Consider the following 22,836-nt stretch of genomic DNA (forward strand, 5'->3'; position numbering starts at 1 on the left):
CCCGGCCGGCCGACCCGGATCAGAGGATGACGTGGGGCAGGAAGCGGGCGTACTCGTCCGTGACCGGCCCCGCCGATTCCCTGATGCCCAGCCCCGCGGCCTCCTCCTCGACCACCCACGCGCCCAGCACGACGCGGTTGCCGTCGAAGTCGGGCAGCGGGGCGAGCTCCTGGAAGACGTACGTCTCCCCCTCGGCCGGCACGAAGGGCGCCCCGTCCCCGTCCGGCCCGTGCAGGGTGACCCCGGCGCCCTCGCGGCCGAGCAGCGGCTTGGCCGCGTAGCCCCGCGAGCCCGGTGCGCCGAGCTCGCGCGGGCCGTCGAGGTAGGCGGGCAGCAGGTTCGGGTGCTCCGGGAAGAGCTCCCACAGGATCGCCAGCAGCGCCTTGTTGGCCAGCAGCATCTTCCACAGCGGCTCGATCCACGCGGTGGTGCCGGAGCCGCCGCCGTGGTCGTAGGTACCGAGGACCTGGGGGCCGAAGGCGTCCTCGGCCAGCCACTCCCAGGGGTAGAGCTTGAAGCAGCCGCGGATGAAGCGGAGCTTGTCGTCCACGAACCGGCCCGAGAGGCTGTCCCAGCCGATCTGCTCGACGGAGAGGGCGTGCGTGTCCAGGCCGGCCTGTTCGGCGGTCTCCTGGAGGTAGGCCACCGTCATCAGGTCCTCGCCGAGCTCGTCCGTCTCGGAGTGCGCGAAGTGCAGCGGGCCGGGGGGCAGCAGTTCCGCCTGCCGGCGCCAGGCCTCGACGAGCCGCTCGTGCAGGGAGTTCCACTGGTCGGCGCCGGGGAAACGATCCTCCATCCAGAACCACTGCGGGCTCGCCGCCTCCACCAGGGAGGTGGGGGTGTCGGCGTTGTACTCCAGCATCTTGGCCGGGCCGCGGCCGTCGTAGCAGAGGTCGAAACGGCCGTAGAGGGAAGGCTGTTCGGCGCGCCGGCGCCAGGACTCGGCGATCAGCGCGGCCAGCTTCGGATCGGTGATGCCGAGGTCGGCGAAGCGGTCCCGCTCGACGATGTGGGCCGCGGCGGCCAGGCACATGGCGTGCAGCTCCTCGACGACCCCCTCCAGCGCCTCGACCTCCGGCAGCGTGAAGGAGTAGTACGCGCTCTCGTCCCAGTAGGGGCGCAGGGTGTCGTCGGGGTAGCGCGTGAGGGGGTAGATCAGTCCCTGCTCCTCGACGGTCTTCTGCCAGTCGGGGCGGGGTTCGATGGTGTGCCGCCGCATCCGGCTCAGCCGCCGGAGGTGCCGGAGTGGCTGCCGCCGCCGATGCCGCCGCGGGTGACCGCGGACTTGTCGAAGCTGCCGCCGCTCACCTTGCCGTTGCTGACGGAGCCCCCGTAGTAGTAGGAGCCGTGGCCGCCGCTCTTGCAGTCCTTCATGTTCAGGTGCTCCAGGGAGGAACGCGAGGCGCAGCGCTTGTCCGGCTCGTCGCTGCTGCCGCACGCCACGAGGGTGGCGGCGAGCAGGCCCATGCCGCCGAGGGCGACCGCGCCGGAACGCATGCGGCGCCGGGTGGCGGGGGTGCTGGTGGTCGTACCGGTCGTACTGCTGTCCATGGCCGACAGACTAGGGCCGGGCGCGGGGGGATGGAATCCGGCCGTCGTCACACCCTTGTCACGGGTGGACGGACGGCCGGGGGCCTACAGTCGGTTCGTGCTGATTGGGATGCTTTGCGCGCTGGGTGCGGCCGTCTGCTTCGGTACGGCGTCGGTCCTTCAGGCCGTGGCGGCGCGGGCTGCGGAGCCGGGCACCGGCTCGGGGGTCGACGCCGCGCTGTTCCTGCGGGCGCTGCGGCAGTGGCGGTATCTGGCCGGTCTGGGGCTGGACGCGGTCGGCTTCGTGCTCCAGATCATCGCCCTGCGGCACGTCCCGATCTACGCGGTGGGCGCGGCGCTGGCGGCCAGCCTCGCGGTGACGGCGGTGGTCGCGGCGCGGCTGCTGCGGGTGCGGCTCTCGCGGCTGGAGTGGGGCGCGGTGGGGGTGGTGTGCGCGGGGCTGGTGATGCTCGGGCTGGCCTCCGGTGAGGAGGGCACCGGAACGGGCTCGCTCGCCCTGAAACTGGGGCTGCTGGCGGTGGCGGGGCTGGTGCTGCTGGTGGGCACGGTGGCGGGGCGGCTGCCGGACCGCTCGCGGGCGCTGGTGCTCGGGCTCGCGGCGGGAACGGGCTTCGGGGTGGTGGAGGTGGCCGTACGGCTCGTCGATTCCCTGACCTGGCGGGAACTGCGCAACCCGGCGCTGTACGCGCTGCTGCTGGGCGGGGCCGCCGGCTTCCTGCTGCTGACCTCGGCCCTCCAGCGCGGCTCCGTCACCGCCGCGACGGCCGGACTGGTCCTGGGCGAGACGATCGGCCCGGCGGTGGTGGGCGTGGCCTGGCTCGGCGACCGCACCCGCGAGGGCCTCACCTGGCTGGCGGTCCTCGGCTTCGCGGTCGCCGTCGCGGGGGCGCTGGCCCTGTCCCGCTTCGGCGAACCGGAGGCGTAGGCCGCCTCTGCGGCCCCCGGGCCGGAGCTCAGGGGAGGACCGCGCGGAGGGCTTCCAGGGTGGGGGTCCAGGCGCTGTCGGAGGGGGTTCCGTAGCCGACGACCAGGGCCTCGCGGGGCGGCATCGCCGAGTCCGGATGGTGGTAGCGGACCAGGCCCTCCAGCGCCAGGTCCTGCCAGGCGGCGGCCCGTACGAGGGCCCGCTCCGTACCCGGCGGCAGGTCCAGCACGGCGTGCAGCCCGGCCGCGATGCCGGAGACGGGCACCTTCCCCGCCACCGCCGCGACCAGCTCGTCGCGGCGGCGCCGGTAGCGCAGCCGCATGCCGCGCACGTGGCGGTCGTAGGCCCCGGAGGTGAGGAACTGCGCCAGCGTCAGCTGGTCCAGCGCGCTGGAGGTGCCGACGGCCCACGCCCGTACCGCGAGGACCTCCTCCAGCAGGTCCGGCGGCACCACCATCCAGCCCATCCGCAGCCCGGGGGCGAGGGACTTGCTCGCCGTGCCGATGTACACCACCCGGTCCGGGTCGAGCCCCTGGAGCGCGCCGACGGTCTGCCGGTCGTAGCGGAACTCCCCGTCGTAGTCGTCCTCGATGATCAGGCCGCCCGCGGTCCGCGCCCAGTCCACCGCCGCCGCCCGCCGCTCGGGGGTGAGGGCCGCGCCGGTCGGGAACTGGTGCGCGGGGGTCAGCAGCACCGCGCCGGTACGGAGGCCCAGGCCGGGCAGAGCGGTGGTGCGGGCGCCGTCCCCGTCCACCCACAGCGGCCGGGTGCGCAGCCCCTCACCGGTGAGCAGGCCGCGGTGGATGTCCAGGCTGTACCCCTCCACCGCCACCTCCCGGACCCGGCGCGCCCGCAGCGTGCGGGCGAGCAGCGTGAGCCCGTGCGCGAAGCCGCCGCACAGCACGATCCGGTCCGGGTCGGCGTAGACCCCCCGGGCCCGCGCCAGATAGCCGGCGAGGGCCTCGCGCAGCTCCACCCGGCCGCGCAGGTCGGTGGTGTAGCCGAACGCGTCGTTGGGGGCGTCGGTGACCGCCCGCCGGGCCGCCGCCAGCCAGGCCGTGCGCGGGAAGGAGCCGAGGTCCGGGGAGCCGGGGACCAGGCTGTACGCGGGCCCCCGCCGGGCCGGCCGGTGCACCGGCGCCGCGCCCGGCGCCCGGCGCGGCCGGGCCCGCTCGGCGACCCGGGTCCCCGAGCCCTGACGGGCGGTCAGCCAGCCCTCGGCGACGAGTTCCCCGTACGCCTCGGCGACCGTGTTCCGGGCGATCCCGAGGTCCGCGGCGAAGGACCGCGACGAGGGGAGCCGGGTCCCCGGAGCCAGCCGCCCGCTGCGGGCCGCCTCGCGCAGCGCCTCCGTCAGGGCGGCCCGCAGTCCGCGGCCGCCGCGGACGGCGGCGGAGACGTCCAGATGCAGGTCGGCCCCGAAAGTGGCCCAAGATCCCGTCATGGATATGGACCATATCCGCGGGCCGTGTCCTCCGTACGGTGAACACATGACCAACGACACGAAGACCACCGAACTCGCCGCCGAGCACGCCCCGCGCCTCCAGCTGGCCAAGCTGTCCCCGCAGTTCTACAAGGCCGTCGTCGCCATGGAGGCGGCCGCGGTCAAGGGCCTGGACCCGGCGCTGGTCGAGCTGGTCAAGATCCGTGCCTCGCAGATCAACCACTGCGCGTTCTGTCTGGACATGCACACGAAGGACGCCCTCGCGCAGGGCGAGAGCGTCGAGCGGATCGTGCAGCTCAGCGCCTGGCAGGAGTCGCGGCACTTCTACACGGAGAAGGAGCTCGCGGCCGTCGAGCTGACCGAGGCCGTCACCGTCCTGACCGACGGCTTCGTGCCCGACGCGGTGTACGCGAAGGCCGCCGGGCACTTCGGGGACGAGGAACTGGCCCAGCTGATCGCCGTGATCACGACGATCAACGTCTGGAACCGGATCGCCGTCACCACCCGCCTGACCCCGGGCCACTACACCCCGGGCATGTACAAGACCGCCTGATCCGCCGCAACCGGCGGAGCCCGAGCGGGGCCCGGCGGGGCCGGCCCAGCCCGGCGGAAGCCCGGGTGGCCCCGGCCGGCCCCGGCGGAGCCCGGCCGGCGACCCGGCTCAGCGCTGCGGGAGCGCGGCCGGGCCCGGTGGGACGGGGCGCCGGACGGCGGGGCGGCCGGGGTCAGCGCGGCTGGAAGGAGTCCAGTGCCGCCGTCAGGTGCGCGCGCGTCGTCGCCGCGTCGGCGGCCGGACCGGCCGCGAGCAGGGCCCACCGGCCGCCGTCCGGCGTGACGACGATCCGTTCCACACCCCGGCGGCGGCCGTGCGACTCGGCGCTGTCGTACTCGTAGACCAGCTCGCACCCCTCGCCCGCGACCGGCTCCAGGGAAACCTGCCGGTAGGCGGGCGTGGCGTCGTCCAGGCTCCGCGAGGACAGCCGCAGCAGCTCGCAGGCACCCGTACCCGCGTCCTCGCCGACCCGGAAGATCTGCAGCAGGGCGCTGCGGTCGCCGGGCGGCCGGTAGAAGGAACCGCTGCCGGTCTCGTCCCGGCTGGGCTGCCAGCCGTCGGGGACGGCCACGGAGAAACCGCCGCTCCCGTCGCGCACCACGGTGTAGCCGGTCCCGGCGGACGGGCTCGGCGACGCGGTGGCGCCGGGACTGCCGGGGTCCGTCGGCTGCGCGGTCGGCTCCCGCGAAGGGGCCGTCGTCGGGGGCGGGCCCGCGTCCGCCGGGGGCGCGTCCCGGCCGCCCAGCAGCATCCACGCCGCCACCGCGGAGCCGGCCACGACCGCCGCCAGGACGCCCACCAGCAGTGGGGTCCGCCACGGCCCGGCCCCCCGCTCGCCGGTCCCCTCCGGGGGGCGCGCGTACGGGTACGGGGGCGCGGGCGGCGACGCGTCCCACGCCACGTACCCGGGCGGCCCCGGGGGCAACGGCGCCAGGGGCCCGGTCCGGGCGGGCCCCTCCCACCACCCCGGCACCACCGGACCGTCCGGCCCCCCGAAGGGCCCCGCCGCGTCCGGGCCCCGGCCCTCCGGCGGCACGGCAGGCCCGGGCGCACCACGGTCCCCCGACACCCCGACCGCGCCCGGCACGGCCGGCACCGCCGGGGAGGTCGGACTGGCCGGCATAAACGGCGTGCCCGGCACAGCCGGGGTAGTCGGCGTGCCCGGCACAGCCGGGGTAGCCGGGGTAGCCGGGGTAGTCGGCGTGCCCGGCACAGCCGGGATGACCGGGGTGGTCGCCGCGGCCAGGGTGGACGGCGTACCCGGCGCAGCCACACTGGCCGGCGCCGCCGGAGTGCGCGGCACAGCCGGGGTGGTCGGGGTACCCGGCGCGGCCAGCGTGCCCGGCACAGCCGGGGTGGTCGGCGCAGCCGGACTGGTCGGCGCAGCCGGACTGGTCGGCGCAGCCGGACTGGTCGGCATAGCCGGACTGGTCGGCATAGCCGGACTGGTCGGCGCAGCCGGGGTAACCGGCGTAACCGGCACAGCCGGGGTAGTCGGCGTGCCCGGCACAGCCGCACTAGCTGGCGCAGCCGGAGTGCCCGGCACAGCCGGGGTGGTCGGGGTACCCGGCACGGCCGGCGTGATCGGCGTGCCCGGCACAGCCGGAGTGACCGGAGTGGTCGGGGTGCCCGGCGTGCCCGGCGCATCCGGACTGGTCGGCACAGCCGGGGTGGTCGGCGCGGCCCGCACAGCCGGAGTGGTCGGCGCAGCCGGGGCGGTCGGGGTGCCCGGCGCGGCCGGGGTGCCCGGGGTGTCCGGGGCGTCGGGGTTTGGCGGCTGGCCGTCCGGGGACGGGCGGGGGCCCCGGTCCCAGCGCTGGAGCTCCGCGTTCCACCAGGGGGCGCCCTGGGCGTCGTCCGACGGGGCCACCGGTCAGCCCCCCAGCGACGCGAGCAGCCCGGCCAGGGCAGTCGCCGCGCTCACCGACTCCACCAGCGGAGCCCACCGTTCCAGCGCCCCGCGCAACCGCGCGGGCAGCCCGGGCCGGATCTCCGCGGCCCCCTCCAGCTCCCCGGCGGCCCCGTCGAGCTCGGCGTCGAGCGCCGACCGGTCCTCGCCGCGCGGCAGCCGCACCAGCGCCGCGCGCAGGTCGAGCACCGCCTCCAGCAGCTCCGCCGCGCCCGGCGCCGGGGTCCCCGTACCGCCGTGGTGGTGGACGGTGTTGGTGTGTCCGGAGCCCCCGATGCTGAACGCGCTGCCGCTGACCCGGTCCACGCGGACCCGGGGTTCCTCGCCGTCAGTCGCCATCCCTGCTCCTCCTCCTGCCGCTGCCGCGACCGCCGCCGCCGCCGACGGTGTTGTGATGGCCGGTGCCGCCGACGCTGAACGCGCTGTCGTTCACCGACTGGATGAACACGCCGCCCTCCGCGACGTGCACCGCTCGCCGCGCGAACTCCTCCGTGTGCCACCCCGCTTCGTGCAGGGCGACGGTAACCCCGCCGACGACCCGGTCCTGAATGGTTTTCAGGTACCGGTCCAGGTCCATGAGGTGGAAGAGCGAGCCCTCGTCCTGGGCGGCGATCTCCCGCACCGAGAGCCCCGGCCCCTCGGGGCGGGCCCCGCCGTGGCCGCCGGTGGCGATCCGCCACCAGCTGGCGGCGCCCCGGCCGAGGGTGGCGACCGCGCCCGTGAAGGAGCGCGGGGTGGCGGCGAGCGCCCCGGCGGCCGTACCGAACCAGTCGGTGTGCAGCAGCCGGTGGGCGTCCGCGTCGGCCCGCTGGAAGTGCCCCCGTACGGGGAGCAGCACGTGTGGGGCGACCTCCAGCATCAGCATGCCGCCCTGGGTGTGGACCCGCACGAAGACGCTGACGACGAGGTTCTCGTCCCAGCCGCCGACCCGCACGCGCAGGAAGTGCCTGCGCCGCTCGCCGCCCTCCTCCAACGCGCCGTCGCGGTGCTCGGCGAAGCCCCGCGCGGTGAGCGGGGCGGCGTCCCGGTGGGGCAGGCCGCCGGCCGGGAGGAAGACGCACTCGTCGACGACCAGCTCGCGCAGCCGGTCCAGGACGGCCGCCTCGGCCTGCGGGGAGCCGTGCGGGGACGGCACGCGCAGGGCCTCCAGCAGCGGCACGATGCGCCCCACCATGTGGGCGTTGCTCAGCGGCTGCGGCGTGCGGCCGGGCCCGAGGTCCTCACGCGGGCGCAGTTCGACGGACAGCTGCCAGGGCCGGAACGCCTCCCCGGCCCCGGTGAAGGGGCTGTTGACGTCGTACAGGACGAGCGGGGCGTGCTGCTCGGCCCGGATGCGGTCGCGGACGCGGACGTGCCGGCGGCCCGGCGCGGCCTCGGCCGGGTCCCGCGCCGGGTCGGCGTAGCGGGCCGGGGAGAGCTCGGTGGCCACGATGCGGGCGGCGTGTCCGCGCTGGAGCGCGACGACGGTGACGACGGCCGCGAAGACGAGGGGCGCCAGCCACACGGCGGCGGGCGGCCCGGCGTCGTGCGCCGGGTAGCCGTACGGATCGTCGCCGTACGTGCCGCCGCCGGGGGAGAAGAGGAGGCCGACGCCGGGGAAGAGGAAGGAAAGGGCGTTGGCCGCCGAGCCGTAGAGGACCGCCCAGACGGCCACCATGACGGCGGCGAACGACCACCACGCGTAGATGCGGACCAGCAGGGACAGGAAGCGCAGGAGCCCGTTGCCCCGGGCGCGCAGCCACCGGGCGAGGCTCAGCAGCAGGAACGGGAACAGCAGCAGGGCGAGCAGGCCGCCGGTCAGCAGCGAGCCGACGAACCAGGCCCCGAGGACGCCGCCGGCCCAGGCGAGTTCGATGCGGCGGGCGCGCAGGGCGTGGGCGAGGACGCGGGACGCGTCGAACCCGTAGGAGGGGGCGGCGATCCGCTCCTCGTGCACGAACAGTTCGTCGATCACCCGGTCGCGGTACGCCGCGTCGAGATAGGTTCCCGCGCACAGGAGCCGGCCGGCCTCGCTGACCGCGGGGTGCGCCGGCGGGCGGCTGGCCCGCGCACCGTCCCGCGGTCCGCGGTCGGGCTGAGGGGGAATCAGGGGGGCGGTCACCGGCCGACCTTATTTTCCGCCCCCACCGGCCGACAGGTCCAAACGCGCCAAAGCGCCCCGGCCTGGTTTGGCCGGGGCGCTGGGGCGTGCGTACTGGTCGGACGACCGGACCGGATCCGGTCGGAGCCGATCAGATCAGGCCGAGCTCGCGCACCGCGTCGCGCTCCTCGACGAGCTCCGCCACGGACGCGTCGATGCGCGTGCGGGAGAACTCGTTGATGTCCAGGCCCTGGACGATCTCGTACTTGCCGTCCTTGGTGGTGACGGGGAAGGAGGAGATGATGCCCTCCGGGACGCCGTAGGAGCCGTCCGACGGGATGCCCATCGAGGTCCAGTCGCCCGCGGCGGTGCCGTTGACCCAGGTGTGCACGTGGTCGATGGCGGCGTTGGCGGCCGAGGCGGCCGAGGACGCGCCACGGGCCTCGATGATCGCGGCGCCGCGCTTGGCGACGGTCGGGATGAAGGTGTCGGCCAGCCACAGCTCGTCGCTCACGACCTCGGCGGCGTTCTTGCCCGCGATCTCCGCGTGGAAGATGTCCGGGTACTGGGTCGCCGAGTGGTTGCCCCAGATGGTGAGGCGCTTGATGTCGGAGACGGCGGCGCCGGTCTTGGCGGCCAGCTGCGAGATCGCGCGGTTGTGGTCCAGGCGGGTCATCGCGGTGAAGCGCTCGGCCGGTACGTCCGGGGCGGCGGCCTGCGCGATGAGCGCGTTGGTGTTGGCCGGGTTGCCGACGACGAGGACCTTGATGTCGTCCGCGGCGTGGTCGTTGATGGCCTTGCCCTGCGGCTTGAAGATGCCGCCGTTGGCGGAGAGCAGGTCGCCGCGCTCCATGCCCTTGGTGCGCGGGCGGGCGCCCACGAGCAGCGCGACGTTGGCGCCCTCGAAGCCCTGGTTCGGGTCGTCGAAGATGTCGATGCCGGCGAGCAGCGGGAAGGCGCAGTCGTCGAGCTCCATGGCGGTGCCCTCGGCGGCCTTCATGCCCTGCGGGATCTCCAGGAGGCGGAGCCTGACCGGCACGTCCGCGCCGAGCAGGTGGCCGGAGGCGATGCGGAAGAGCAGCGCGTAGCCGATCTGGCCGGCGGCGCCGGTCACGGTGACATTCACGGGAGTGCGGGTCATGGCCTTCTCCGTTAGACAGCTGGCGGTGGGGCGTCCCTGCCCCATGTGCCTGGGCCCCGAGTGCCGGGCCCCAGGTGCTGGGCCCCGTGTTCCGGGCCCACGTTCTGGGTGGACGCCGCTCCCCTGTCCTGGCGAATCTTGACGTGAAGAGACATCCGCGGTCAGGCTATCCGACCCGCGGGGCCGGCAATCCCCGGGTCCGTGTGGTCCGTGGCACACGGACCCCCGGGATCGAAGGCCCCGGGGCCCCGCGGACCCGCGCCCGCGGCCCCGGACGGCTACTCCACCCGGAAGACCTCTCCCGTCCGGTGGCCCTCGACCGACTTCACGTAGGCGTTCGCCGCGCGGGCGACCGGCACGGGGTCGAAGCCCGCGAAGACCTCTCCGTACACGTCCATGGACTCGGTGAAGACGGTCGGGCTGACCGCGTTGATCCGCTGACGGCCGGGGAGTTCGATGGCGGCGGCCCGTACGAAGGCCTCCACCGCGCCGTTGACGAGGGAGGCCACCGAACCGGTGAGCAGCGGCTCGCGGGTCAGGATGCCGGTGATCAGGGTGTACGAGGCGTGCGCGGGCAGCCGGGGGGCGCCCTGGCGGACCAGCTCGATCTGGCTGACGGCCTTGCCCTCCAGCCCGGCGCGGACGTCGGAGGTGGTCAGCTCGCCGAGCGGGCGCCACGGGACGCTGCCGGCCGCGCAGGCCACCGCGTCGACGGCGCCCGCCGCGTCGTACATCGCCCGTACGGAGTCGGGATCGGTGATGTCGACGCGGATGTCGGCGTCCTTGCGGGAGGCGGTGACCACCTGGTGGCCGCGCTCGCGCAGCGCGGTGTGCACCGCACGGCCGAGGGTGCCGCCGGCGCCGACGAGGAGGACCTTGGAGACCTTCGGAGGAGTCATGGAACGAGCATCGCGCCCACTCAATGTGAAGTCCAGCTACCTCAGCTACAGCCATCATTAAGATGAACTCATGCTTGATGTGAAGCGGATGGTCATCCTGCGGGACCTGGCGGCCCACGGAAAGGTGACCGTGGTCGCCGACCTGCACGGCGTCACCCCCTCCGCCGTCTCCCAGCAGCTGCGCGCCCTGGAGGCCGAGGCGGGCGCCGTCCTCGTCGAACGGGAGGGCCGCGGCCTGCGGCTCACCCCCGCCGGAGCCGCCCTGGCCGCCGCCTGCGAACCGGTGCTCGCCGCGCTGGAACGCGCCGAGGGGGCGGTCCGCGCCCTGGACACCGGACCGGTCGGGGAACTGCTCGTCGGCTGCGCCCCGAGCGCGCTGGCAACGGTGGCCGCGCCGCTCGTCGCCACCCTCGCCGTACGCCACCCGGGGCTGCGTCCGCGCATCGTCCAGGCCGACCCGGAGGAGGCCGTCCCGCAGCTGCGCGGGCGCCGCCTGGACCTGGCGGTGACGTACGCGTACCCGCTGCTCGGCGCCCCGCCCGCGCCCGGCACCAGCGCCGTCCCGCTCTTCGACGACCCGCTCTGCCTGGCCCTGCCCGAGGCGCTGCTCCCGGCCTACCGGCGGGAGGGCCTGGCGGCGCTTCGGGACGCCGACTGGCTCTCGGCCCCCGCCCCGAGCAGCTGCCGGGAGATGCTGCTGCACGCCTGCCGCAACGCCGGGTTCACCCCGCGCATCGCGCACGAGTGTGCGGACCTGCGGGCCGGGCTGTGGCTGGTCGGGACCGGGCGGGCCGTGTCGATCCTGCCCGGACTGCTGTGCGACGCGCCGCCGCCCGGCACGGCGGTGGTGGAACTGCCGGGCCGGGGGCGGACCCTGGAGGCGCTGGTCCGGGCGGGTACGCAGGAGCGGCCGGCCATCGCGGCGGCGCTCGCGGTGCTCACCGGACGGTGAAGCGGACCGCGGTCTCCAGGAAGGGGATCTCCAGCCACGGCTTGGGCTCCATGACCAGCGCGAGCAGCGTGATGGCCACGCCGAGCACCCCGTACGTGACCATGTCCGTGAACCGGGAGCGCACCGCGAGCATGCCCACCGAGGGCAGGACGCGGCGCAGCACGGCGGCCGCGAGCAGGGCGACGCCGATCAGCAGGCAGCCGAACCGGGGGTGGCTCGTCGCCGTGGACAGCAGCCCGGCCGCGGTGGCGGCGAGGACGCTGAGCATCGGCCACTGACGGGCGGGCGCGGACACCGCCCCGGACACGGCGCGGCCGCCGCCCTCGGGGCGTACGGTGCCCTCGGTGACGGAGGGGAAGCGGCGCGAGCGCGCGGCCCCGGGCGGCACACCGGCGCCGTCCCCGGTCCCCGCGGCGACGGCCTCCGGCCCGGACGCGGGCTTGGGCGCGGGCGCGGGCTCGGGCGCGGCCTCCCGCCGTGCGGCGGCCGGGCCGTCGGGCGACTCCCCCGACGGCCCGGCCGCACCGGCCCCGTCGTGCTCAGCCCGCACTGGGAATCCGCTCCGCCGCCTCGACGACGTTCACCAGCAGCTGTGCGCGCGTCATCGGGCCGACACCGCCCGGGTTCGGCGAGATCCAGCCCGCCACCTCGGCGACGCCCGGGTGCACGTCCCCGACGATCTTCCCGTTCTCGTCGCGGCTGACGCCGACGTCGAGCACGGCCGCGCCCGGCTTCACGTCCTGCGGCTTCACCAGGTGGGCGACCCCCGCCGCCGCCACGACGATGTCCGCCTGGCGCAGCAGCCCGGAGAGGTCGCGCGTACCGGTGTGGCACAGGGTGACCGTCGCGTTCTCGGTCTTGCGGGTCAGCAGCAGCCCGATGGACCGGCCGACGGTGATGCCGCGTCCGAGGACCACGACGTGCGCCCCGTTGATCTCGACCCCGTGGTGGCGCAGCAGCTCGACGATGCCGTACGGGGTGCAGGGCAGCGGGCCCGGCTCGTTCAGCACCAGCCGGCCGAGCGACATGGGGTGCAGGCCGTCGGCGTCCTTGGCCGGATCCATCAGTTCGAGGACCCGGTTGGTGTCGATGCCCTTGGGGAGCGGGAGTTGGACGATGTATCCGGTGCAGTCCGGGTTGGCGTTCAGCTCCCGCACGACCGCCTCGATGTCCTCCTGGGAGGCCGTCGCGGGCAGTTCGCGCTGGAGGGAGGCGATGCCGACCTCGGCGCAGTCCTTGTGCTTGCCGTTGACGTACCAGCGGCTGCCGGGATCGTCGCCGACCAGCAGGGTGCCGAGGCCCGGAGTGATGCCCCGGGCCTTCAGCGCCGCCACTCGGACGGTCAGTTCGGACTTGATCGCGGCTGCGGTGGCCTTGCCATCGAGAATCTGGGCGGTCATGCGGCCATCCTCCCGGATGGAGCGGTCCCGGTTCCAGTCGGGCGGAAACCGGACGGTCCACTTCATTGCACTTGCACAACAAGTCCGCCCCAGCCTCGCAACTGGCTGGACAAGGCCCGTACGGGCCCACCACGATGACGGTCGGCAACACGATCGCAATGAGTGCCGCGGGCAGTGCCGGGGGGCGTACCGCAGAAAGCCGAAGTCCTCCGTGCGTGCCGTGCGTCCCCGCACTTCACGGAGGAAAGACCCAGATGAGCTTCGGCGACCCGAACAACCCGTACGGGCAGCAGCAGCCGCCGGCCCCGCAGGGCCAGCCCGGCTACGGATACCCCCAGCAGGCCCCGCAGGGCGTCCCGCCGCAGGGCGGCTACGGATACCCGCAGCAGGGCCAGCCGCCGTACGGTGCGGTGCCGCCCCAGGCGCCTGGCACGCTCCAGGCGAACAACGGCTTCATCAACGTCGCCGGCCTGGGCACCGTGCAGGTCGCCACGATGGGCCGCCGGCTCGGCGCGCGCCTCATCGACGGCGTCGCCATCGGCATCCTGTACGCGATCTTCAGCGCGGTCGGCCTCGCGGGCGTCTTCGGCGCCTCGAAGTCCATCGACGACTGCTCCGGCATGGACCCGCTGTCCCCGGCGTACTCGTCCTGCCTCGACGACGCGAACGCGGCCGCCGGCGGCATCATCATGACCTTCCTCGGCATGATGCTGCTGTTCTTCCTGATCACCCTGCTCTACGAGTGGCTGATGATCGCCTTCGTCGGCGCGACCCTCGGCAAGATGGCGCTCAGCCTGAAGGTCGTCAAGGAGAACACCGGCCAGAACCCGGGTCTGGGCGGCGGCTTCATCCGCTGGATCATCCCGATCGTCGGCGCCTTCCTCTGCTACATCGGCGCCGTCCTGGTCTACCTGTCCCCGTTCTTCGACAACTCGGGCAAGCTCCAGGGCTGGCACGACCGCGCCGCCGGCACCCTCGTCGTCAAGACGAAGTAACCGTCCCCCGTTCCCACGGGTTCCCGCGTTCACCGCTCGAACGCCCGAAGGCCGCGCCCCCATCCGGGGCGCGGCCTTCGGCCTGTGACGGGTCCGTCAGTGGAAGAAGTGGCGGGTGCCGGTGAAGTACATCGTCACCCCGGCCTTGCGCGCCGCCTCGACCACCAGCTCGTCGCGGACCGAACCGCCCGGCTGGACCACGGCCTTGATGCCCGCCGCGGTGAGGATCTCCAGCCCGTCGGGGAAGGGGAAGAAGGCGTCGGAGGCCGCGTACGAGCCCTGCGCGCGCTCGGCGCCGGCCCGCTCGACGGCCAGCTTCGCCGAGTCCACCCGGTTGACCTGGCCCATGCCGACGCCGACGGAGGCGCCGTCCTTGGCGAGCAGGATCGCGTTGGACTTGACGGCCCGGCAGGCCTTCCACGCGAAGGCCAGCTCGGCCAGCTCGGCCTCCGCCAGCGCGTCACCGGTGGCCAGCGTCCAGTTCGCCGGGTCGTCGCCCTCGGCCTGGAAGAGGTCGCTCTGCTGGAGCAGCACACCGCCGCTGATCGGCTTGAGGTCGCCCGGCTGGTGCGGGGTGCCGTCCACCTTCAGGACGCGGATGTTCTTCTTCTTCGCGAGGACCTCGACGGCGCCGTCCTCGTACGCGGGGGCCGCGATGACCTCGGTGAAGATCTCGGCGACCTGCTCGGCGAGCTCGACGGTCACCGGACGGTTGACGGCGATGACGCCGCCGAAGGCCGACAGCGGGTCGCAGGCGTGCGCCTTGCGGTGCGCGGCCGCGATGTCGGCGTCCACGGCGATCCCGCACGGGTTGGCGTGCTTGATGATCGCGACGCACGGCTCGTCGTGGTCGTAGGCGGCCCGGCGGGCGGCCTCGGTGTCCACGTAGTTGTTGAAGGACATCTCCTTGCCGTGCAGCTGCTCGGCGTTGGCGAGCCCGCCCGGCTGGCCGTCCGTGTAGAGCGCGGCGGCCTGGTGCGGGTTCTCGCCGTAGCGCAGCGTGGCCTTGCGCTCCCAGGAGCCCGCGAGGAACTCCGGCAGCGGCGCCTCGGGGGCCTCCGGGGCGTACGCGTTCGTGAACCAGGACGCGACGGCCACGTCGTAGGCGGCGGTGTGCTGGAAGGCCTCGGCCGCGAGCCGCTTGCGCGCGGTCAGGTCGAAGCCGCCGCCCTGCGCTGCCGCGAGCACGTCGGCGTAGCGGGCGGGGCTGGTGACGACCGCCACCGACGGGTGGTTCTTGGCGGCGGCCCGGACCATCGAGGGGCCGCCGATGTCGATCTGCTCGACGCACTCGTCGGGGGTGGCGCCCGACTGGACGGTCGCGAGGAAGGGGTACAGGTTGACGATCACCAGGTCGAAGGGCTCGACGCCCAGCTCGGCGAGCTGGTTGCGGTGGTCCTCCAGGCGCAGGTCGGCGAGGATGCCGGCGTGCACGCGCGGGTGCAGGGTCTTGACGCGCCCGTCGAGGCACTCGGGGAAGCCGGTCAGCTCCTCGACCTTGGTGACGGGCACCCCGGCGGCGGCGATCTTCGAGGCGGTGGACCCGGTGGAGACGAGCGCGACGCCCGCCCCGTGCAGACCGCGGGCCAGCTCTTCCAGTCCCGTCTTGTCGTAGACGCTGACGAGCGCACGCCGGATCGGCCGCTGTGTGGTGGTCGGGTCGGTGCTCGCTACGGTCTCTGCGGCGGTCACTGGATCGTTACCTTTCGTCCCTCAATGCGGTAGCCGTGCCGGGCCAGGCGCCCCACGACGTCGACGAGCAGCTGGCGCTCGACTTCCTTGATGCGCTCATGGAGCGCGGCTTCGTCCTCCCCGTCCCCGATCTCGACGACACCCTGGGCGATGATCGGCCCGGTGTCCACGCCGCTGTCCACGAAGTGAACGGTGCAGCCGGTGACCTTCGCCCCGTACGCGAGGGCGTCGCGCACCCCGTGCGCGCCGGGGAAGGCCGGGAGGAGGGCGGGGTGGGTGTTGATGAACCGGCCGCCGAAGCGGTCGACGAAGTTCTTGCCGACGATCTTCATGAAACCGGCGGAGACGACGAGGTCCGGCGCGTGCGCGTCGGTGGCCGCGGTCAGGGCCTCGTCCCATTCCGTACGGCTCCCGTAGGCCTTGACCGGGCACACGAAGGTGGGGATCCCGGCCTTCCGCGCCCGTTCGAGACCCGCGATGTTCTCGCGGTCGGCCCCCACGGCGACGACCCGCGCACCGAAACCCTCGGCTCCGCCGGGGTGTGCGTCGATGGCGTCGAGCAGGGCCTGGAGGTTGGTGCCGGAGCCGGAGACCAGCACGACCAGGCGGGAGGCGGGCATGGAGGGCCCTTTCTTACGGGAATGCCGTCGTTCGTCTTGTGTGGTCATACGAAACTTCGGGGTACCGATATACGGGGAACCATACGAAGCCACCGACCGCCTGCAACGATACCGGCACACCGGACCGCCCCCGAGGGACGGGGGGACGGGTGGGCGGTAGCGTCAGGCGTACACCGCACGCCGGGCGCGCGCCCGGCCCACGACACAGGGGAAGTAACGCACTCGATGCCGGACCGCCGTCAGCCCGACCCCTCGACCGACGACAACCCCTTCGCGGCGCCCCCGGAAGGCCGGCCCGACCAGCAGTGGCAGCCCCGGCAGCCGCAGCGGCCGCACGACGGCGGCGGCTCCGGCCAGGGCCCCTCGGAGCCCGGCGGCCCCGAGGGCCCGGCCCGATGGGACCCGATGGACCCGCTCCAGCGGCGTGCCCGGTACGCGCTGCTGTCCGGCATGTGGGGGTTCTTCTTCGGGATCTTCGGGATCCCGTCCATGGGGCTGCTGCTGGGCGCGCTCGCGGTGTACTGGGGCGTCAGCGCCCTGCGCGGACGCCCGGCGACGCAGGCCGACCCGGCGACGGACACCCCGCCCCGCCCCGGCGGCCTGGCCGCCCTGGGCCCGGCGGCCCGCCCGCAGCGCGCGGCGGCGGTCAGCGGCCTGGTCGCCGCGGCACTGGCGCTGCTCCTGGCGGCGAGCTCGTACGCGCTGCAACTGGCGTACAAGGACTTCTACGTCTGCCGCGACGACGCCCTGACGCGCACCGCGGAACTGCAGTGCAACGACCTCCTCCCGGACAACGTCGTGGGCGAGATCCTCAAGGTCCAGCGCTGACCCGGTCCCGCGGCCCCCGCCCCGCCGGGGTGTGAGCCGCGGGGCCGGTCAGGATGGCGGGCGGCGGCGGGCCAGTACCCGTGCCCCCACCGCGGGCGGCAGCATCGGCGCGCCCACGACGGGCGGAGCGGGCTGCTCGGGCCGCTCCGGCGACTCGGGCGGAGCAACCGCCGCCACCGAAACCGGCGCGGCCACCGGATCGGCGGGCGGAGCGGCGGGCACGACCGGCACGACGGCCGGCACGGCCACCGGCGGAGCGACGGCAGCGACGACGAGCGGCGGATTTCCCGGACCGGTGGCGGCGGCTGCGGCCGCGGCGGGCGCGACCGGTGGGGGCACCGGCACGGGCGGGGCCGTGGCCGCCGCCGGGACCGGTGCGGCCACCGGCTGGGCGGCCTCCCGCAACGCCGCCCACCGCAGCTCCCGCACCCCCGAGTCGTGCCACGCGTCCGCCCCCGGACCACCGGAGGCCGGCCGCATCCGCCACACCTGCACCCCCACCGCCACCGGCACCGCCAGCACCAGGGTCCACCCCGCCGCCGCGCCCCCGACCGCCCACCACACCGGCCCGAAGCCGGCCAGTGCCCCCGACCCCAGCGGCCCCGAGGCGGCCGCCGCCAGGCCCGCCATCGCCAGCCCGCACACCACCGCGCCCAGCGCCGCCGTCAGCGCGGTCTCCCCGGCGGAGACGTCCCGCGCCCGCCGCACCGCGAACCACCCCACCACCAGCCCCGCCGCCACCGGCACCCCGGCCGTGGCCCAGGTGACCGGCGTTCCCGGCCCCTCCGGCGGCAGCGCCGCCAGCAGCGGGAACCCCGGCAGGGCGGGCGCCCCCGGAAAGCCGAGCGGCGTCGCCGTCGCCCCGGCCCCCACCGCGAACCCGGGCCCCAGCCCGTACGCCGCGCCCCACACCATGGCGTTCGGGACCAGTGCCAGCGCGAGCAGCAGCACCGCGAACCGCCCGGACCACACCCCGGTCAGCGTCAGGAACGAGGACTGGGTCTGGGCCCCGTGCCACGCCAGCGAGGCGCCGACCAGCAGGGCGCCGCCGCCCAGCAGGACGAGGACTCCGGCCGTGCCGGAGCGCAGCGCCAGCGCGTAACGGGGGCGCGCGATGGCTTTCCGTACGCCCCCCGGAACCCACTCCGGCAGCGGCCCCGACGGCCGCCCCTTCGCCGACCACACCCCGGCGGCCGCGGCCAGCGCCGCCACCAGCGGTACGTGCCAGGCCGCGCTGAGCGGATCGGCCGGCATCGGCCCGCCGGCCGCGTACACCGTGGCCAGCGCTCCGACGCACAGGTACCCGCAGGTCACGGCCGAGAACACCACCCCGGCCGGCAGCGCCTCGTCCGGCTCCCCCGTCCCCGCGCCGTCCCCGGGCGCGCTGCCGAGCCGCGCCGCCCGCCGCATCAGCAGCACCGGGAGCGCCACCAGCAGCAGCGGGACCAGGCCGACGGGCGCGGGCACCCCGGAGAGGGTCTCGTAGCGGACGAGCTCCGTCCCGTGGGCCATCAGCCACAGTCCGGCGGCGAGGTGCAGCGCCCCGCCCGGGCCGCTGTCCGGATAGGGGGAGCTGATCCAGAGCACGATCACGAGCACGGCCAGGAAGCCGAGCCCCAGTCCGGCCGCCACGGCGCCGGCGAGCACGCAGGCTGCGGCGGCGGGCGAGCGCCGCCGTGCGAGGGCCCGTGGGGCCGTCGGCAACGAGGTCCCGCGTTCGGTCACTTGGGTCACCCCGCCATGGTGCCAACGACACGCGCTATGGGCGGGTAACAGGCGAATGCCCGTGGTGTCGCTCAATATACGTTTATGTACTTTATTGCCCAGGACTGCCGGGTCGCGGGGAGTGTGGCATGACACAAGGCGTCGAGACGACCTCCGACTCGGAGCTGGGTCTGCCCTCCCCCAAGGAACGCCGCAGGCTGCGCGAAGCGGCCCAGCTGAGCCACGAGGAGGTCGCGGCGACGGTCGGCGTCACCGCGGCCACCGTCCGCTCCTGGGAGACGGGCCGCACCGATCCGCGCGGGCGCAAGCTGGAGGCCTATGCCGCCCTGCTGGACCGCCTCGCGGCGGCGGACGCCGTTCCGGAGGCGGACACGCCCGATCTGAACGTCACCGCCGCGGCCCCCGCGGCCCCGCCGCCACCGCCCGCGCCCCCCGAATCCCCCGGATCCCCGGCACCACCCGGCGCCGCGCCCGCCGAACCCCCCGAGCCCGCCGCCGAAGCCGCCCCCAGGACGGCCACCGGCGTACGGGCCTTCGGCACGGGCGCCGCCGCCGCGCGCCCCGGCGGCGCGAGCACCCGTCCCAAGCCCGCCGCCAAACGCGCGGCCCGGCCCCCCGTCTCCCTGACCCGCCACGAGACGAAGACCCCCGTCCGGACCGGCGGCGGCGCCGGAATCGGAGCCGGGACCGGGTTCGGAAGCGGAGGCGGAGGCGGGGTCCCGCCCGGTGGTCAGGACGCTCCCGCTCCCACCTCCGCCCGACCGCCCGAGCCCATCGAGCCCGCCCCGCCCGCCACGCCCCCGGCCACCGACGCCACCCCCGCCCAGGAAGCCCCCGCGCCCCCCGCCGAGCCGGATGCGCCGGACGCGGCAGCGCTCCCCGCCGGACCCGCGCAGCCGCGCCCCACCGAGCCCGCGCAGGCCTTCGACGCCCTCTACGCCCGCACCGCCCCGGCCCTGGTCCACCAGGCCTACCTGCTGACCGGCCGCCGCGCCCTCGCGCAGGAGGCCGTGGAGCAGGCGTTCCGTCAGGCCTGGGGCCGCTGGCCCGAGGTGGCCACCGACGCCGACCCCGTCGGCTGGGTCCGCGCGGCCGCGTACGAGTACGCCCTCTCCCCCTGGCACCGGCTCCGCCGCTCCCCCCGCACCCCGGAGAAGGCTCCCGCCGAGCCCGTCGACCGGATGCTGCTGGACGCCCTGCTCGACCTGGCGCCCGCGCACCGCCGGACCGTGCTGCTGTACGACGGCATCGGCCTCGACCTGCCCGACACGGCCGCCGAGACGGAGGCCAGCACGCCCGCCGCCGGGAACCGGCTGCTCCACGCGCACGCCGAGCTCGCCGAGCGGGTGCCCGGGCTGGTCGACGTGGCGCCCGAGAAGCAGTCGGCCGCGCTGCGCGAGCTGCTCGGCGCCCTGCGGCCGTCCGTGCCGATGGAGCCGCGCCGCCCGGCCGCCGCCGTACGGGAGCTCACCGAGGCCCGGGCCCGGCGCTGGGCCCGGGCCGCACTCGGCCTGACCGCGGTCATCGCCGTGGCCACGGGGTACTCCCTGGTCACGGCTCCGGACCGGTACCTGCCGCCGCTCCCGCCCGGCAGCAGCGTCTCCGGCGTCCCGCCGCACCCCGGACCCCAGCGGCTCACCGAACGCAGCCGCCAGCTCCAGGACAAGCTGCGCGACGACCCGGCCGCCGGACCGGCCAGGGTCTCCCCGGCCCTGGAATGAGGCCGGGGCCGCCCGGCGGTCGCAGAACGCGGAACGGGCGTGGCCCGCACCCCCGGAAGGGGTGCGGGCCACGCCCGTTCACGCGTCGGACGCGCCTACTTGGCGGCGTTCAGGATCTCGCGCGCCAGCTTCGCGGTCTCGGTCGGCGTCTTGCCGACCTTCACGCCCGCGGCCTCGAGGGCTTCCTTCTTGGCCTGTGCGGTGCCGGAAGAACCGGAGACGATGGCGCCGGCGTGGCCCATGGTCTTGCCCTCGGGTGCGGTGAAGCCCGCGACGTAGCCGACGACCGGCTTGGTCACGTTCTTCGCGATGAAGTCCGCCGCACGCTCCTCGGCGTCGCCGCCGATCTCGCCGATCATGACGATCAGCTCGGTGTCCGGGTCGGCCTCGAAGGCCTCCAGGGCGTCGATGTGCGTGGTGCCGATGACCGGGTCGCCACCGATGCCGACGGCGGAGGTGAAGCCGATGTCGCGCAGCTCGTACATCATCTGGTAGGTCAGCGTGCCCGACTTGGACACGAGACCGATCTTGCCGGGCTTGGTGATGTCGCCCGGGATGATGCCGGCGTTGGACTGGCCGGGGGTGATCAGACCCGGGCAGTTCGGGCCGATGATGCGGGTCTTGTTGCCCTTGGCGGTCGCGTACGACCAGAAGGCGGCGGAGTCGTGCACCGCGATGCCCTCGGTGATGACGACGGCCAGCGGGATCTCGGCGTCGATCGCCTCGACCACGGCGGCCTTGGCGAAGGCCGGCGGGACGAAGAGGACGGAGACGTTGGCGCCCGTCTCCTTCATCGCCTCGGCGACGGAGCCGAAGACCGGGACCTCGGTGCCGTCGAAGTCGACGGTCGTGCCGGCCTTGCGCGGGTTCACGCCGCCGACGATGTTGGTGCCGTCAGCCAGCATCAGCTTGGTGTGCTTCATGCCCGTGGCACCGGTCATGCCCTGGACGATGACCTTGCTGTCCTTGTTGAGGAAGATAGCCATGTGAGTCTGTGACCTCTGCCCTTACTTCGCAGCCGCGAGCTCGGCGGCCTTGTCGGCCGCGCCGTCCATGGTGTCCACGCGCTGCACCAGCGGGTGGTTGGCGTCCGAGAGGATCTTGCGACCCAGCTCGGCGTTGTTGCCGTCGAGGCGGACGACGAGCGGCTTGGTGACCGCCTCGCCCTTCTCCTCCAGCAGGGCCAGCGCCTGGACGATGCCGTTGGCGACCTCGTCACACGCGGTGATGCCACCGAAGACGTTGACGAAGACGGACTTGACGTCCGGGTCGCCGAGGATGATCTCGAGGCCGTTGGCCATGACGGCGGCGGAGGCGCCACCGCCGATGTCGAGGAAGTTGGCGGGCTTGACGCCGCCGTGGTTCTCACCGGCGTAGGCGACGACGTCGAGGGTGCTCATGACGAGACCCGCGCCGTTGCCGATGATGCCGACCTCACCGTCGAGCTTGACGTAGTTGAGGTTCTTCGCCTTGGCGGCGGCCTCCAGCGGGTTCGCGGCCGCGTGGTCCACGAACTCCTCGTGGCCCGGCTGGCGGAACTCGGCGTTCTCGTCGAGCGAGACCTTGCCGTCGAGGGCGATGACGTCGCCGGAGGCGACCTTCGCCAGCGGGTTGACCTCGACGAGGAGCGCGTCCTCGGCGATGAAGGTCTTCCACAGGGTCACCAGGACCTCTGCGACCTGCTCGGCGACCTCGGCCGGGAACTTCGCCAGGGCGACGATCTCGCGGGCCTTCTCGATGGTCACGCCCTCGTTGGCGTTCACCGGGACCTTGGCGAGCTTCTCCGGGGTCTCCTCGGCGACCTGCTCGATGTCCATGCCACCCGCGACCGAGGCCATGGCCAGGAAGGTGCGGTTGGTGCGGTCCAGCAGGTACGAGACGTAGTACTCCTCGAGGATCTCGGGAGCCGTCTCGGCGATCATCACCTTGTGGACCGTGTGGCCCTTGATGTCCATCCCCAGGATGTCCGTCGCACGGGCGACGGCCTCGTCCGGGGTGGCGGCCAGCTTGACGCCGCCGGCCTTGCCGCGGCCGCCGACCTTCACCTGGGCCTTGACGACCGACTTGCCGCCCAGCTTCTCGGTGGCCTCGCGAGCCGCCTCAGGCGTGTCGATGACTTCACCGGCCAGCACCGGTACACCGTGCTTGGCGAAGAGGTCCCTCGCCTGGTACTCGAACAGGTCCACGCGCGTCCGTCCCTTGTCTTCAAAGATTCGCAGTGATTCGCGGTTGTCTGCTATCTGCGTGGGCGTGCCGCGGAGGGCAACGTGACGGCGCTGTCACAAGGAAGGCGCACACGGTGACCGTGGACGCGGCATGTCCGTCTCGCAGGTTATCCCCGTGGGACGTAGGTCCCTAAATCGCAGATCACACCTGAGCGGTGATACCTGTCACAGATCGC

The 22,836-nt window shown here is 74.5% G+C and carries 21 protein-coding genes; 6 read left to right on the forward strand and 15 right to left on the reverse strand.

The genetic code is table 11. From position 1 onward, the window contains the following. Nucleotides 1-19: 19 nt before the first annotated feature. Both ACGFXC_RS12025 and ACGFXC_RS12030 read right to left on the reverse strand, forming a co-directional pair. Nucleotides 20-1,219 (reverse strand): glutathionylspermidine synthase family protein, encoded by a 1,200-nt coding sequence (locus ACGFXC_RS12025; protein WP_393711947.1) that lies wholly within the window; start codon nt 1,217-1,219, stop codon nt 20-22. 5 nt (nt 1,220-1,224) lie between these two features. Then, the gene (locus tag ACGFXC_RS12030; protein WP_393711949.1) at nt 1,225-1,551 is read right to left on the reverse strand and encodes a hypothetical protein; all 327 of its coding nucleotides are present in this window, start codon (nt 1,549-1,551) and stop codon (nt 1,225-1,227) included. 109 nt (nt 1,552-1,660) lie between these two features. On the opposite strand from ACGFXC_RS12030, the gene ACGFXC_RS12035 reads away from it, so the two are divergent. Then, complete coding sequence (locus tag ACGFXC_RS12035; protein WP_393712226.1) at nt 1,661-2,476, forward strand: DMT family transporter; 816 nt, start codon at nt 1,661-1,663, stop codon at nt 2,474-2,476. Nucleotides 2,477-2,504: 28 nt separating this feature from the next. Here the strand turns inward: ACGFXC_RS12035 and ACGFXC_RS12040 are convergent, their stop codons facing one another. Beyond that, the gene (locus tag ACGFXC_RS12040) at nt 2,505-3,920 is read right to left on the reverse strand and encodes a PLP-dependent aminotransferase family protein (protein WP_393711951.1); all 1,416 of its coding nucleotides are present in this window, start codon (nt 3,918-3,920) and stop codon (nt 2,505-2,507) included. 46 nt (nt 3,921-3,966) lie between these two features. On the opposite strand from ACGFXC_RS12040, the gene ACGFXC_RS12045 reads away from it, so the two are divergent. Next, nucleotides 3,967-4,473 carry a carboxymuconolactone decarboxylase family protein gene (locus tag ACGFXC_RS12045; RefSeq protein ID WP_393711953.1) on the forward strand — a complete coding sequence of 169 codons (507 nt, stop codon included), beginning with the start codon at nt 3,967-3,969 and terminating at the stop codon, nt 4,471-4,473. A gap of 172 nt (nt 4,474-4,645) precedes the next feature. On the opposite strand, the gene ACGFXC_RS12050 is transcribed toward ACGFXC_RS12045, so the two are convergent. From ACGFXC_RS12050 to ACGFXC_RS12070, 5 genes are all read right to left on the reverse strand, one after another. Further along, a complete protein-coding gene (locus tag ACGFXC_RS12050) occupies nt 4,646-5,272 on the reverse strand; it encodes a hypothetical protein (protein WP_393711955.1) in 627 nt (208 codons plus the stop codon). 1,074 nt (nt 5,273-6,346) lie between these two features. Beyond that, a complete protein-coding gene (locus ACGFXC_RS12055) occupies nt 6,347-6,721 on the reverse strand; it encodes a hypothetical protein (protein WP_393711956.1) in 375 nt (124 codons plus the stop codon). Continuing rightward, nucleotides 6,711-8,483 (reverse strand): hypothetical protein, encoded by a 1,773-nt coding sequence (locus ACGFXC_RS12060; RefSeq protein ID WP_393711958.1) that lies wholly within the window; start codon nt 8,481-8,483, stop codon nt 6,711-6,713. The genes ACGFXC_RS12055 and ACGFXC_RS12060 overlap by 11 nt, the downstream gene beginning before the upstream one ends. 130 nt (nt 8,484-8,613) lie before the next feature. Next, nucleotides 8,614-9,603 carry a malate dehydrogenase gene (locus ACGFXC_RS12065; protein WP_393711960.1) on the reverse strand — a complete coding sequence of 330 codons (990 nt, stop codon included), beginning with the start codon at nt 9,601-9,603 and terminating at the stop codon, nt 8,614-8,616. A 278-nt stretch (nt 9,604-9,881) separates the two neighbouring features. After that, nucleotides 9,882-10,502 carry a short chain dehydrogenase gene (locus tag ACGFXC_RS12070; RefSeq protein ID WP_393711962.1) on the reverse strand — a complete coding sequence of 207 codons (621 nt, stop codon included), beginning with the start codon at nt 10,500-10,502 and terminating at the stop codon, nt 9,882-9,884. A gap of 70 nt (nt 10,503-10,572) precedes the next feature. Here ACGFXC_RS12070 and ACGFXC_RS12075 point away from each other — a divergent pair, with 70 nt between their 5' ends. Further along, nucleotides 10,573-11,454, forward strand: coding sequence for a LysR family transcriptional regulator (locus tag ACGFXC_RS12075; RefSeq protein ID WP_393711964.1), 882 nt, complete (start codon nt 10,573-10,575; stop codon nt 11,452-11,454). On the opposite strand, the gene ACGFXC_RS12080 is transcribed toward ACGFXC_RS12075, so the two are convergent. Together ACGFXC_RS12080 and ACGFXC_RS12085 are read right to left on the reverse strand one after the other, a co-directional pair. Beyond that, nucleotides 11,441-12,004, reverse strand: a complete 564-nt coding sequence (locus ACGFXC_RS12080) for a DUF3017 domain-containing protein (protein WP_393711965.1) — start codon at nt 12,002-12,004, stop codon at nt 11,441-11,443. The two genes, ACGFXC_RS12075 and ACGFXC_RS12080, sit on opposite strands and share 14 nt — an antisense overlap. Next, nucleotides 11,994-12,854 (reverse strand): bifunctional methylenetetrahydrofolate dehydrogenase/methenyltetrahydrofolate cyclohydrolase, encoded by an 861-nt coding sequence (locus tag ACGFXC_RS12085; protein ID WP_393711967.1) that lies wholly within the window; start codon nt 12,852-12,854, stop codon nt 11,994-11,996. Before ACGFXC_RS12085 ends, ACGFXC_RS12080 begins: the two co-directional genes overlap by 11 nt. Nucleotides 12,855-13,108: 254 nt before the next feature. Here ACGFXC_RS12085 and ACGFXC_RS12090 point away from each other — a divergent pair, with 254 nt between their 5' ends. Then, nucleotides 13,109-13,849, forward strand: a complete 741-nt coding sequence (locus tag ACGFXC_RS12090) for an RDD family protein (RefSeq protein WP_393711969.1) — start codon at nt 13,109-13,111, stop codon at nt 13,847-13,849. A 96-nt stretch (nt 13,850-13,945) separates the two neighbouring features. Here ACGFXC_RS12090 and purH read toward each other — a convergent pair whose 3' ends face one another. Further along, nucleotides 13,946-15,541: a bifunctional phosphoribosylaminoimidazolecarboxamide formyltransferase/IMP cyclohydrolase gene (gene purH / locus ACGFXC_RS12095; protein ID WP_393711971.1), complete on the reverse strand. Its 1,596-nt coding sequence runs from the start codon at nt 15,539-15,541 to the stop codon at nt 13,946-13,948. Beyond that, on the reverse strand, nt 15,538-16,161 hold the full coding sequence (gene purN / locus ACGFXC_RS12100; protein ID WP_393711973.1) for a phosphoribosylglycinamide formyltransferase: 624 nt from the start codon (nt 16,159-16,161) through the stop codon (nt 15,538-15,540). The genes purH and purN overlap by 4 nt, the downstream gene beginning before the upstream one ends. Nucleotides 16,162-16,386: 225 nt before the next feature. Between purN and ACGFXC_RS12105 the strand changes: the two genes are divergently transcribed. Beyond that, nucleotides 16,387-16,989 (forward strand): hypothetical protein, encoded by a 603-nt coding sequence (locus ACGFXC_RS12105; RefSeq protein WP_393711975.1) that lies wholly within the window; start codon nt 16,387-16,389, stop codon nt 16,987-16,989. Nucleotides 16,990-17,037: 48 nt separating this feature from the next. Here ACGFXC_RS12105 and ACGFXC_RS12110 read toward each other — a convergent pair whose 3' ends face one another. Then, nucleotides 17,038-18,723 (reverse strand): DUF6350 family protein, encoded by a 1,686-nt coding sequence (locus ACGFXC_RS12110; RefSeq protein WP_393711977.1) that lies wholly within the window; start codon nt 18,721-18,723, stop codon nt 17,038-17,040. A gap of 119 nt (nt 18,724-18,842) precedes the next feature. Between ACGFXC_RS12110 and ACGFXC_RS12115 the strand changes: the two genes are divergently transcribed. After that, nucleotides 18,843-20,435: a helix-turn-helix domain-containing protein gene (locus tag ACGFXC_RS12115; RefSeq protein ID WP_393711979.1), complete on the forward strand. Its 1,593-nt coding sequence runs from the start codon at nt 18,843-18,845 to the stop codon at nt 20,433-20,435. A 95-nt stretch (nt 20,436-20,530) separates the two neighbouring features. Here ACGFXC_RS12115 and sucD read toward each other — a convergent pair whose 3' ends face one another. Both sucD and sucC read right to left on the reverse strand, forming a co-directional pair. Continuing rightward, on the reverse strand, nt 20,531-21,421 hold the full coding sequence (sucD, locus tag ACGFXC_RS12120; protein WP_393711981.1) for a succinate--CoA ligase subunit alpha: 891 nt from the start codon (nt 21,419-21,421) through the stop codon (nt 20,531-20,533). A 21-nt stretch (nt 21,422-21,442) separates the two neighbouring features. After that, the gene (gene sucC / locus ACGFXC_RS12125) at nt 21,443-22,621 is read right to left on the reverse strand and encodes an ADP-forming succinate--CoA ligase subunit beta (protein ID WP_393711982.1); all 1,179 of its coding nucleotides are present in this window, start codon (nt 22,619-22,621) and stop codon (nt 21,443-21,445) included. Nucleotides 22,622-22,836 lie beyond the last annotated feature (215 nt).

Source organism: Streptomyces sp. NPDC048507, from assembly GCF_043199995.1.
In the GTDB taxonomy this organism is placed as follows: domain Bacteria; phylum Actinomycetota; class Actinomycetes; order Streptomycetales; family Streptomycetaceae; genus Streptomyces.